Source organism: Psychrobacter sp. HD31 (genome assembly GCF_051097895.1).
GTDB lineage: Bacteria > Pseudomonadota > Gammaproteobacteria > Pseudomonadales > Moraxellaceae > Psychrobacter.
The window spans coordinates 1,639,580-1,651,699 of record NZ_CP142525.1 but is presented as its reverse complement, the minus strand read 5'-3'; the positions used below and the strand labels follow the sequence as shown (position 1 = coordinate 1,651,699).

General features: G+C 40.8%; 15 protein-coding genes. All 15 read left to right on the top strand.

Annotated features, from left to right (window positions below):
- Positions 1–56: 56 nt before the first annotated feature.
- The 15 genes from VH441_RS07340 to VH441_RS07270 all read left to right on the top strand — a co-directional run bounded on the left by VH441_RS07340 (position 57) and on the right by VH441_RS07270 (position 12,019).
- Positions 57–1,055, top strand: coding sequence for a phage protease (locus VH441_RS07340; RefSeq protein ID WP_434352997.1), 999 nt, complete (start codon positions 57–59; stop codon positions 1,053–1,055).
- Positions 1,056–1,121: 66 nt separating this feature from the next.
- The gene (locus tag VH441_RS07335) at positions 1,122–2,039 is read left to right on the top strand and encodes a Mu-like prophage major head subunit gpT family protein (RefSeq protein WP_434352996.1); all 918 of its coding nucleotides are present in this window, start codon (positions 1,122–1,124) and stop codon (positions 2,037–2,039) included.
- 92 nt (positions 2,040–2,131) lie between these two features.
- A complete protein-coding gene (locus VH441_RS07330) occupies positions 2,132–2,692 on the top strand; it encodes a hypothetical protein (protein ID WP_434352995.1) in 561 nt (186 codons plus the stop codon).
- A complete protein-coding gene (locus tag VH441_RS07325; protein ID WP_434352994.1) occupies positions 2,692–3,150 on the top strand; it encodes a gp436 family protein in 459 nt (152 codons plus the stop codon). Before VH441_RS07330 ends, VH441_RS07325 begins: the two co-directional genes overlap by 1 nt.
- 20 nt (positions 3,151–3,170) lie before the next feature.
- The gene (locus VH441_RS07320; protein ID WP_434352993.1) at positions 3,171–3,401 is read left to right on the top strand and encodes a hypothetical protein; all 231 of its coding nucleotides are present in this window, start codon (positions 3,171–3,173) and stop codon (positions 3,399–3,401) included.
- Positions 3,402–3,534: 133 nt separating this feature from the next.
- Complete coding sequence (locus tag VH441_RS07315) at positions 3,535–3,951, top strand: phage virion morphogenesis protein (protein WP_434352992.1); 417 nt, start codon at positions 3,535–3,537, stop codon at positions 3,949–3,951.
- A 1-nt stretch (position 3,952) separates the two neighbouring features.
- Complete coding sequence (locus VH441_RS07310; RefSeq protein WP_434352991.1) at positions 3,953–4,402, top strand: phage tail terminator protein; 450 nt, start codon at positions 3,953–3,955, stop codon at positions 4,400–4,402.
- A 2-nt stretch (positions 4,403–4,404) separates the two neighbouring features.
- The gene (locus tag VH441_RS07305; RefSeq protein ID WP_434352990.1) at positions 4,405–5,331 is read left to right on the top strand and encodes a hypothetical protein; all 927 of its coding nucleotides are present in this window, start codon (positions 4,405–4,407) and stop codon (positions 5,329–5,331) included.
- 81 nt (positions 5,332–5,412) lie between these two features.
- Positions 5,413–5,787: a hypothetical protein gene (locus VH441_RS07300; RefSeq protein ID WP_434352989.1), complete on the top strand. Its 375-nt coding sequence runs from the start codon at positions 5,413–5,415 to the stop codon at positions 5,785–5,787.
- 227 nt (positions 5,788–6,014) lie between these two features.
- Complete coding sequence (locus tag VH441_RS07295; protein WP_434352988.1) at positions 6,015–6,152, top strand: hypothetical protein; 138 nt, start codon at positions 6,015–6,017, stop codon at positions 6,150–6,152.
- Positions 6,153–6,236: 84 nt separating this feature from the next.
- Positions 6,237–9,344: a phage tail tape measure protein gene (locus VH441_RS07290; RefSeq protein ID WP_434352987.1), complete on the top strand. Its 3,108-nt coding sequence runs from the start codon at positions 6,237–6,239 to the stop codon at positions 9,342–9,344.
- A gap of 67 nt (positions 9,345–9,411) precedes the next feature.
- Positions 9,412–10,086, top strand: coding sequence for a hypothetical protein (locus VH441_RS07285; RefSeq protein ID WP_434352986.1), 675 nt, complete (start codon positions 9,412–9,414; stop codon positions 10,084–10,086).
- 28 nt (positions 10,087–10,114) lie between these two features.
- Entirely contained in the window at positions 10,115–10,792 is a 678-nt protein-coding gene (locus VH441_RS07280) for a hypothetical protein (protein WP_434352985.1), read from the top strand.
- Between the two features lie 389 nt (positions 10,793–11,181).
- Positions 11,182–11,826 carry an antA/AntB antirepressor family protein gene (locus tag VH441_RS07275; protein WP_434352984.1) on the top strand — a complete coding sequence of 215 codons (645 nt, stop codon included), beginning with the start codon at positions 11,182–11,184 and terminating at the stop codon, positions 11,824–11,826.
- Position 11,827: 1 nt separating this feature from the next.
- Complete coding sequence (locus VH441_RS07270; RefSeq protein WP_434352983.1) at positions 11,828–12,019, top strand: hypothetical protein; 192 nt, start codon at positions 11,828–11,830, stop codon at positions 12,017–12,019.
- The last annotated feature ends 101 nt before the right edge of the window (positions 12,020–12,120 follow it).

Genomic DNA, 12,120 nt, shown 5'->3' with positions numbered 1-12,120 from the left:
AATCAGTAAACGACTTTAATAACAGCATGTTACGTTGTATTGCTAACCTAAGCAATATGAAAAAACAACTACGTACAGACTTAAACGCTCAAACAAAAACTGAATTAGTTACAGCGCTTTGCACAAAATTACCACCGGTTGTTGATGACCTGTGGTGGCCGCTTATACCTGTCGGCAAGGTAGAAGGCAAAGACGGCAGAAGCTGGCAAAATGATGATGCACAAGCTGTTATTGATAACACACAACTCCCTTTTTTGCTTGATATAGACCATGCAAGTGAGCTAACAAATGATACTAGAGCGTCTGGCTGGTTTGAAGAATTGAAAATCACAGATGGCTTTATTTATGCTCGCGTGGACCCGACAAAATCCGGTGCTAAAGCAATCAATGAAAAAGATTTTAAGTTTTATAGCCCTGCGCTAAATATCAACAAAAAAACAGGACAAGTGCATAGCTTTTCTAGCGTTGGCTTAACCAACAAACCTAATTTAGATGTACCTGCCTTAAATAAAAAACAAGGCAACCAGCAAGAACCCCAAACCCAAACCCAAACCCAAACCCAAACTAAACAAAAGGATAACACCATGTTAGATGCCTTACTAAAAGCACTCGGTCTACCACCAGATGCTGACCAAGCAACCGCTCTTAATGCTATCCAAGTATTAAAAACAGCGACAGAAACAAATGCAATGCAACAACAGCAACCTGACCTAAATAGCTTTGTACCCAAAGCAACCCATGACCAAACGGTTACCGAGCTTAATGCTGCCAACGCAAAACTGCAAGAAATGGCAGACGCTAAGCATAACGAAGCAGTAGAAGTTGCTATCAACCAAGCAATCGACAACAAAAAAATTGCGCCAGCCGATAAAGACTACTACACGGCTCAATGTGCGACCGAGCAAGGCTTAGCTGACTTTACCAAGTTTGCTGATAATAAAGCGGCAATCATTGGTGACAGTAACTTGCAAGATAAGCCGCCAAAAAAAGAAGGTGATGCTGAATTGAATGCACAAGATATTCAAAAGTTAGAAAGCATGGGTATTGTGGTTTAGTTGGTAATAACTAGCTAATAAGCACCAAAGCGTTTATACGATAAATTTATATAAGGAAACTAGACAATGGCTTTAGTAAACACGCAAACACTTAAACTGCTAGATACGGCAGTTAAAAAAAGCTTTAACAAGGGGATTGATTCTGTTGAATCAGAATACCAAAAGTTAGCAACAACAATCCCATCAAGTAAAGGCTCAAACACGTATGGTTGGTTGGGTGAAATGCCAGATATGGTTGAATGGATTGGTGAACGTACAATTAAAGATATAAAAACCCACTCATATTCAATCAAAAACAAAAAGTTTGAAGGCTCTATTAGTGTTGATGCAGTCGATATTGAAGATGACGACTGTGGCTTCTTAGCACCACTAGCAGAAAGCTTGGGAGCTAGAGGTCAGCAACACCCTGACAAACTGGTTTTCCAGACAATGAAAGAAGGTGAAACTAGCTTATGTTATGACGGGCAAAACTTTTTTGATACCGATCACCCTGTTTACGAAAATCATGATGGCACTGGTGCAGTAACTGTTGTTTCTAACTTTGACTATGATGCTAATAGCACCGAACCATTCTGGTATTTATTAGATACCAAAAAACCATTAAAACCATTTATTTTTCAATCGCGTACAAAACTAGTTTTGACTGCGATGACCAAACTAGATGATGAATCTGTCTTTATGAAAGATGTATTCCGTTGGGGTACTCGAGTACGCCAAAATTCTGGCTATGGATTTTGGCAAATGGCTTATAAGTCAAACAAACCATTAACTGCTGAAAACCTAAATGCTGCCATTGCAAAAATGCAATCACAAACAGCAGACGGTGGGCGTGAGTTAAATATTAGCCCAACGCTATTGGTTGTGCCGCCGACATTGCGTGCCCAAGCAAGAGAACTTGTAAAAGCTGATAAAGATGCTAACGGTGCGACAAACATCAATAAAGACGTAGTTGATGTGATGTCAACACAACGTGTTGTGCAGTAACTGCAACCAAAACACACTTAACAATCAATACAGCCAAGATTACTTGGTTGTATTGACCAACCAAATATTCAATTAGATTAAAGGACATAACCATGAGTATCTATAAAACATTAGTCGCTGTTACAGCCGTAGGTTGTATTACTCGTTTTAGAAACGGCATACAATTTTCTAAAACCCCAAAACAAGTAGAAGTCACACCAAGCGAGCTTGAGCGGTTAGAAGCTGACAGCTATTTGCAAGTAAAAGTGATTTCACAGGGAGCGGATGATGACATTAAGCAGGATGATACGAGCGATAACACAGGCGACAGCTTACAAGCTGGTGATGGCGATACAAACCCTGCAAATAGTCAATCCACCACACCAATTGCTCCAAGCAACAAATTGGACAGTAACCAAGACCCTGCTAAACCTGCAGGTGATGAACAAAATGCGGGTGATGAAAACCAAAGCCCAGCTGATAAAGGCTCTAATGAACAAAAAACATCTGCACCTAACGATTTAACAGCAATTGTAGAAGCCATGCGTGCATTAAACCTAGACCTATCTGCAGTCAAACCAACTGTCAAATCTCTTAAAGAGCAAGGGCTAGAAGTTAGTGCAAAATACCGTGATGCTGCGTGGAACGTTTTAGTTGCAGAGGCAAATGCCTAATGAGCTATGCAACCGTTACCGACTTAACCCTACGGTTGGGTGAGCGAGCAATTATAGAGCTTACTAACCCAAACCAAAGAGCGGATAGCATTAATATGCAAGTGGCAGAGGCAAGCATTGCCGATGCCACCGGCATTATTGACAGCTATGTTGGACAACGGGCTAACTTGCCATTGGCAACTGTACCAGGGCTGGTTAAAACATTAACCATAGATTTAGCTGTGTACTACCTAAAGGTAAAACTGGGCAATACAGGCAATGAAGATAAAGCAACAGACAAGCTTTATAACGATGCTATTAAACACCTAGAACGCTTTGCTAAAGGTGACACCAGTTTAGGCATACATGCTGATGAATTGGTTAATACCGATGAAAGCGGCACACAGCAAAACGACCATGCTGAAATTATTAGCGAAGACAGACTTTTTACCCGTACGCAAATGGGTAATTTAACTTAACAAACTATGAGGACTTGCAAATGGAAATGACCCAAAATCAAATAATTGCCTCTAAAATGGCGATTAGAAATTTTCAAGAAGACACCCTGCCAATCATTAATTCCTTAACATCAGATGATGCGAAACAAGGCTACACCGAAGGGCTCTTTGTTGCAGTGTGTGCAACATTATCTCAAATAGTGGGAGACGATTTTGAAAAAGCATTATATGAGTTAGTTGTTTCGGCTAAACAGGCAAACCAATTAACCTAAATCTATTAAACGCCCTTAAATGCGTTTTAAGGGCATTAAAGGCAAAAATGCAGTATTGCTACGATAAATAATCTTTAAACAAATTTAAAAAGGGTTTAAAGCGATTTAAAAACGGTTTTAGAGGTAAGTTGATATGAGTACAGCAATAACTTGGAAAGGCATGGATGAATGTCGAGAGCTTTTTGCAAGCTTGCGTGATAAGTCAGATGACTTAACCCCTGTTTTAGATTTTGCAGGTAATACGCTGACAGAAAGCACGAAAGAGCGCATAGCTGATACCAAGCAAACACCAGCTGGCATGCCTTGGAAGCCGTTAGATGAAAAGTACGCAAAGCGTAAAAGTCGCAAATCAAGTGGCGGCATATTGGTGTATACAAGCAATTTATTGCAGTCAATCACGTATAGCCCGCCATTTTCTAACAAAGTTGTGGTTGGTTCGAGCGAAGAATATGCCGAATATGTGCAAGCAGAACGTCCGTTTTTAGGCGTAAGTAACCAAGACAGTAACATCATTACTAAGCACATTAAACAAGTGCTAAAAGGCGCGTAACATGCAAATAAGAAAGCAAATAGCAACCCGCATTAATGACTATGACCAAACAAACGGCAAGCTGTTTGTAGAAGTAGCAGACAGCGGGCAATTAGATGACGTGCTTAAAAACCGCAATACGGCAAACGGCTGTTACGTAATTAAGCTAGATACAAACGCCAAATCAGCGAGTGATATATACCAATTAGTAACAGAGCGTTACCAGGTAATCACTATCTGCAGTAATTTTAGTGATAGCTACGGCAGTGCAGTTGGTGATCGTGCAGAAGATATGCAACATACCGTATTTAAAGCCATCAGCGGTTATGTTTGCACAGATAACCAAGGCAATACTACCGACCCCCTAAAGTTTGTGACAGGCGGTTTGGTAGACCTTAAAAACAGCTTGCACGTTTGGGCAGATATATATGAACTGTCATACACACAGAAAATTAACCAACAAGAGGACTAACTATGCCAAACATAGCATTAACCCGTAAATTTAAAAAGAAACTACTGCTTTGGGGCATGGGCGATTTAGCACCTACGGCATTGTCTGCAGTAGAAACCAAAGACGTAGAAATCAGCTTTGAAGGCGAAACCGTAGAGCAAGAAAAAGACGGCGAAACATGGGGCGCAAACAAAAAACACCGCACCACCGACAAAGTTAAAATCACTGGCAAAATAGCATTTGCCAGTAGCGGTACTGCTGGTACTGCACCAGCGTATCGTGAGTTGTTTTTAATGGCTGGCCACAGCGAAACTGTGGAAGCAGACAAAGTAACTTATACGCCAGAAACCACCGAATCTAACCATGGTACGGTAGCGTTTTTGCTAGACGGTCAATTTCATCTTGGCAAACAAGCACAGGCAGAAATCAAACTGTCTGCCAATAGTGGTGAGTTAGGTTATTGGGAATTTGAAATCAGTATTGTGGGCGGCACGGTACCAATTGAAAAACCAACAGGTTTAAATACATTAGTCGAAGGCTACAAAACACCAAAAGCTATTAACTTTGCTAATACGCCCGTGTTTAAGCTAGGCGCTAAAGATTATGCGATGAAGACATTTAGCCATACAACGGGCAATGAAGTTAAATCATCAGACCTGGTAAACCATCAATCCACCCGAATTAGTGACCGCAAGCCTGTTTTAGCGATCAGCGTTGGTGCGCCTGCACTTAGTGAGATTAACCTGTACCAAAAATCGTGGGATGGTGAAGAAATGCCACTGGTGCTAGAACACGGCACAACGGCAGGGCAAAAAATTAAGCTGGCTTACCCTGCTGTGGCGTTAGATATACCAAAAGCCACAGATATTGATGGTGCATTGGGGTACGAGATTGAATGCAGTGCAATGCAAGCTGCCGATGCACCACCTTATACCATTACTTTTAGCTAACAATTGTAGTTAAAAACAAAACCAAAGCGGTTGACTTTTTTTAACCGCTTTTTAAAACCACTTAAAATAGGAATTTAAACTATGTTTAAACTTAGTGATGCAACAGATACTTATCATTGGGCTATTACGGTAAAAATGCCATTTAATGGCAGCTATAAAAAGTTGCCTGTAAAAGTTACTTATAACCGTTTACCACATGATGAACGCGTTGATTTGCAGAATCAAATTAATGATGCAGTTAATGATGCGGATAGTAGACAAGATGCCGAAAACAACTTTTTTAACAAAGTCTTTGCAGGTTGGGCAGATGGGCAAGTTAAAGATGAAGAAGGCAATGACTTAGAAGTCAATGAAGGTAACAAGCAAGCTTTGCTTGGTATTACAGAATTTCGTACCGCTGTCATGGACGGCTATTTTGATAGCATTGAAGGCAATAAGATTAAGCAAAAAAACTAATTGAGCTAGGTAGGCATATTGCTTGTGAAGAGCAAGCATACAATGCATATCTAGCCGAACAACAGTCAACCGCAGATGCATTTGCTGAGTTTGGTGTAGAAAAGGAAATTGAGCAAACAGAGTATCAATTTAATATTTTAACAGTTTGGCGTGAGTTTGAACCCATTTTACCCCTATTTGCTTATGCTGTTTTTAACCGCAACCAACTGACTGGTCGGCTAATGGGAGTGGATTGGAACGCAGTAGATATATTATTCAACCGTGCAGGGGTTTGTACCACTCCTAACGTTTTTAACGACTTCCGCATCGCATTAGACGCATACATGGCGACGGTTAATGAGTTTATAGACCAAGCCACTAAATAGTAAACGACTTTAATAACAGCCCCTTAAGCCTAGCGTTTATCTTAAACGCTGGGCTTTTTTTATATTTAAAATTTGGTGTTGATAATGAGCAAAAATTTAAAGTTTGGGCTAGTGCTTACAGCCGACGGCACAGCACTAACAAAAACATTAGACAAGGTAGAGGCAGCACTAGACAAGGTAGAAAAAACATCAAGTAAAGCAGGAGCTGGTGTTAGCAAAACCTTTGATAGGTTAAAACAGCGTGCCAAGCAAACCACCACCCGAATACAAAACTTTGGTGGGCGTTCTGATTGGGCAAATAAACGCCTAAAAGGGTTTAAAACCTCATTAGAACAAACCGCGAGGCGTTCTATAAACTTTGGGCGTAATATTGGTGAAGCTGCAGGCAAACTAGCCGTATTTGGTGGGGCATTTGCCACACTTACATCTGCATTAAGTCTTGGCTCATTGGTAGACACCCAACGCCAATTTGATGTGCTTAACTCCCAGCTTATTACAGCAACAGGGGGCATAGACCAAGCTGCTGTTGCATTTAATGATTTAACAAAGTTTGCTTCTACCACTCCCTATGCCCTAGAACAATCAGTCATGGGCTTTACCCAGTTAAAAAACTTAGGCTTAGACCCTAGTATGCGCAGTATGCGTAGTTACGGTAACTTTGCAGCGGCCATGGGTAAAGACTTAAACCAAATGATTGAGGCGGTTGCGGATGCGTCAACATTTGAGTTTGAACGTCTAAAAGAGTTTGGTATTAAAGCTTCACAGCAAGGGGATAAAGTCTCATTAACATTTCAGGGCGTAACTACAACCGTTGCTAAAAAAGCACAAGATATTAAACAGTACCTACTATCCATTGGCGAAACTAAGTTTGGCGAAGCAATGGCAAACCGAGCTAAAACCTTAGACGGTGCAATTAGTAACTTAGGTGATAACTGGAACAGCTTTAAGCTTGCCATTGTACGAGGGGGTGTTGGCGAGGTTATTCAGGATATTGTTGTTAACGTAGCAGATGGGCTTGCTAGCATGACATCAGCACTACAAGAACCTGCTAACGCCCAAAAAATTAAAAGTGTTATAGATGAGGTTGCTAATGCTTTTAACCACCTGCAAAGTTTTGCTGCTGCTTCTGCAGAAACAATGGGTAATGTGACTGAGTTTTTTATAGCACATCAAGACATAATAATACCTTTAGCTAGTGGCGTTGCAGCAGCTGCAGGTGCATTTGGGTTGTTTACAGCAGGCGTTGCTGCTTGGTCTGCCGTAGGCACATTAGCAACAGCGGTTACTGCAGGGTTTGGTGCGGCGGTAGCATTGGTAACTAGCCCTGTTACTCTAACACTGGCTGCTATTGGCGGTTTAGTAGCGGTTGGCGTGCTTTTATACCGCAATTGGGACACTATCAAAGCCAAAGCAACCGATGTATTTAGTAGTTTACCTGCCCCAGTGCAGGAAGCTTTTGGCAACATCAAACAAACGTTTAGCACCCTTAAACAATGGGCAACCACCGCATTTGACTTTTTAGCACCCTATGTAAAAACAACAATGACAGTTGTATCAGCCCTGTTTACTGCCCGTTGGGCAATTATTAAGAGCATATTCACAACAACGTTTGGTGCCATTAAAGCCATTGTAAGCACCAATTTTGCAGTAATTAAAGCCACATTTACTGCAGGCTTGTCCATTATTGCAACCGTGTTTAATACAACATTTAAGCTAATTAAAAACGGTTTTAAAACAACCTTTAACGCCATTAAAGCATTGGCAAGTGGTGATATAAAAGGTTTTGTTTCTATCATAGGTGCTGGCTTAAAAAATGCAGTGGCGATTGTTGGCAGGGGTGTTATCAATATCGCTAAGGTTTTTGCAACGCTGGGTGCCAAGCTATTTAATATAGGCAAGGATGTTGTGCAGGGTCTTATCAACGGGATTAAAGCAAAATTTGCAGCAGTTAAAAACATTGCAACAGATATGGCAAACACAGTATTGAGCGCATTAAATATTGGTTTTGACCGTCATTCACCCGCCAAAAAAACCATTGCAATTGGTCTTGATGTTGGCACTGGGTTAATTATTGGTTTAAATAACAAAAAGTCTGAGGCATACCAAACGGCACTACAACTTGCAAAATCAGTAATGGATGGTATGTCAAGCCTTAACAAAGAGATTGCTTTGTTTGGTAATGATAGCCCACTTGCTAGTTTTGATTATGACCGCAAAGCTGGCGTATACAAAGGCATTAAAGACAGCGTGCTAGATAGCTACCGTGAGCTTATTCGCCTAAAAGCACAATTAACCGCCGATGAAAAAATCAGCAATTTTGAAACACAACAACAAACCTCATTAGCTGATTATGCCTTTGAAACCTCATTGATCGGCAAAACCGCTGATGAAATACAACGCCTACGCTTTGAGCGCAATCTACTTAATCAAGCAGAACAGGCAGGCATTGATTTATCTGATGAAGCATTGCAGGCACTTATCGCCCAGCGTGAAGAGTTGGCAGCATTGCGTAAACAGCAAGAAGCCCTACAAGCCAATGACTGGGTTGGCGGTATTAAGTCTGGTCTGCAAAGCCTTATTGATAATGCAAAAACACTCAATCAGACTATGGAAGACGCCACCAAGTCAGCATTTAATAAAATGAGTGATGGCTTAGCAAACTTTGTTGCCACAGGCAAAGGCAATTTTAGAGATTTGACGGTATCAATTCTACAAGATATTAGCAAGATGATGTTTAAATGGGCTTTATTTAAAGCCATGAGTGCCATAGGCGGAGCAATTGGCGGTAACGTTGGCGCTGCCATGCAAACAGTATTTCAATCCAAAGGCGGTGGTTGGACTAATGGCGTGCAGTTTTATGCCAATGGTGGTGTATTTGACCGTCCAACAGCATTTGGTCATGCAGGCGGTTTGGGTGTTTTAGGTGAAGCTGGTCCAGAAGCCGTAATGCCGCTGACACGTGGGGCAAATGGAAAATTAGGCGTGCAGGTATATGGTAACAAACAAGCCAGTCAATCTGCTGGGGTGGTAAATCAAGTGCAGATTGATATTAGGGTTAATAATGAGGGTGCAAGTAGTGATGTGCAAACCACTACCCAAGATAGCAAACAACTTGCCGACTCGCTAAAAGCAGTAGTGCTGCAAACCCTGCAAAACGAAACAAGACCAGGCGGCATGTTGGCACATGCTTAAGCCGTTGCAACGGTTTATTATTGCGAGTATGATTAAAGTTTAATCATACAATATTGAGGATTGAAGTATGAAAAAAGTTCTAAAATGGCTATTTTTTGGTTTTATTGCGCTTATTGTTATATCAGTTATATTTGCACCAGATTTAACACCTGAAGAACAAAAAGCATTTGAAGAAAAACAAAAAGCTGAAGAATTAGCAAAAGTAGAAGAAAAAATTGATGAAGCTGTTTTAGCTCCCTACGATAAGGCAACTTACCCCAAACTGTTAGCTAAGTATGGATCAAGGATAGATGAGGTGGAACAGCACCGCAAGATAGCAGCTACTAAAGCAGCTATGCATGATGATTGTACTGAGGTTTGGGCTTCTGAATTAAGCGAAGATTCAACTATAGATAATTTACGCTATTTTGTAGATTGTAAAGACGCTGGTAGGTTTGAGTTTACAGAACAGCAATTAAAAGATGAAAACGCAGTTGCTGTGGCAAATAGTGAAACTAAATATGATGAAGCTAAGCTAACACAAGAATGTTTTGACTTGATTAAGGCAGAAATTGACTCAACTGCTAAGCTCACATTGCATGAGATTGCTGGTACTGTAACAATGGTAAATAAAAATTCTGGAAGATTTCAGGTTAAAACAGACTTTGAAGTTACCAACGCATTTGGTGTAGAAACTGAGTACACTGGCATGTGTTTATTTGGCAAAGACATACCAAGTGAATTTGAAATCTTTGAAAGATAATAAGGCACTTTAATTAAAGGTGGTGAAGATGACATTTTTAAAAGGGTTATTTGGTAAAAAAGACCAGCCCAAAAGCAATATGAAGATTGTTGAAGAAATTAAACTATCTGACGAGCTAACCGAGTCAGGGCTAAGTGCAGGTTTCTTTGTTAATGACGACCCTGCTGAAGAGTTAATAAGCAGTTTGGGCAAACAAGCAACCCAGCATAAGAAAAATAAGGAATGGGACGAAGCCATTAATTGTCTTATCCGAGTACAAGAGTTGATGAGCCAAACTGGCACTAGCTACACAATACAAAAATGGTTAAGACTTCCAAAATACTATATGTATGCAGAACGTTATGACGAGGCATTGGCTGAGTGTAGCAAATTTATACATAAAATATTAAAAGAGAAAAAAACACGGTTTGAGGTTAAAGAATTCACAAATCGTGATTTTGTAGAAGTAGAAAAAGCGTACTGGCTGATGAGTGAAATAGCTTACACAGCAGGTGATACCAACGCTTCAAAATTGTATTCACTTAATGCTATCTTTTATCAGTCTGCAGGTATAAGAATAGGAGAAAATTTATTGATACATACCGAAGAAGATATGCTTGAATGTTTGGATTCAATACTACCAGAAGACTACAGCAGAGAGGATATTATCAAACTTTGGGCAAAATCCCTTATGCACGTTGAGCCAACCTCACAACAAACCCCTTAACCCCAAAGCCCCTAACCTTATGTTAGGGGCTTTTTTATTACCCCACCAACCATAAAATAACGCATGCGTTCAAAAATCCTTGACTTTTTGCCATGTTCACTTAAAATGGGAAACGTAGCAAATGCTACACAGGCGTAGAAACCTGACTACAAAGGCGGATATCCGCTCCCGATAGATTTAGCGGTATTTTTGTGCCCAAAATTTGGCTTTTAACGTACTTAACCGTGCGGTATGGCTTGTATTTTGGTACAATATTTGCGTCGGGAGGGCAAGGAATACAAGACCCCATATGGGGAAATAACTTCGGCTGTCCTTTGTCAGTTTTCTAACCTCCCGACACCCATCATTTATGGGTTTTACCTTAGAAAGTAAACAAAGGAGACATACTCATGTCACAATCAACCGTAATGCAACACATCCGCCCATCACAGGCAACCCAACTTATCCCTACCTTTACAGGTACGCTTAACAACCAACCCCAGCCATTAGTCAATGCTCGTGATTTACATGAGTTTTTAGGCGTGGGCAAAGACTTTGCAACTTGGATTAAGCAACGTATCGCCGACTACGATTTTATTGAGGGTGTCGAGTTTTCCCCAATTTTGGGGAAAACCTCTAAAGGCTTATTTGGCGGTCGTCCTAAGACTGAATACCACCTATCCCTAGACATGGCAAAAGAACTGTCCATGGTAGAACGTAACGACAAAGGCAGGCAAGCACGCCGTTACTTTATCGCTTGCGAAAAACAACAAACCCAGCCTATTATCCAAGTGCTAAAACTAACCCAGCAAAACGAGGCACTACAACAAGAGCTGTTAAAATCACGCCCCCAATGGGCGGACATTATCCGCTACAAACAACTGCAACTAACCAGTACAGAGATTGGTAAGTTGATTAACCGCTCTAGCAGTACCGTAACCGCCTATATCCGCACCATGAAAAAATTAGGCTTTAACGTAGCAAACAACCCACAACCAAAACAACTTGCCTTGGCACTTGTGCATGCCCAAGCCCTAGAAAATAAGGCGGTGTGATATGAGTAATTTAGCACGCGAGTTAGACACCCTAAAAGAAGCAACCGCCCCCATTGAGCTAATAGTCGGCTTAACCAGCAACAATAAAGAAGACTTACTACTCAACGCTGATGCCTTTGCCATTGTGATGTACAGAACCTTGCAACAACTAAAAAAGGTTGAACAAATGCTTAGCCAGTCAAAAAACCGTTAAGCACCACACCTTTTAATTGTTTTAAAAGCCCCTTTAACCATCGTTAAAAGGGCTTTTTTAGTGCTCAAAAATCAGTAAATCACTTTAATTACAGAACAAGC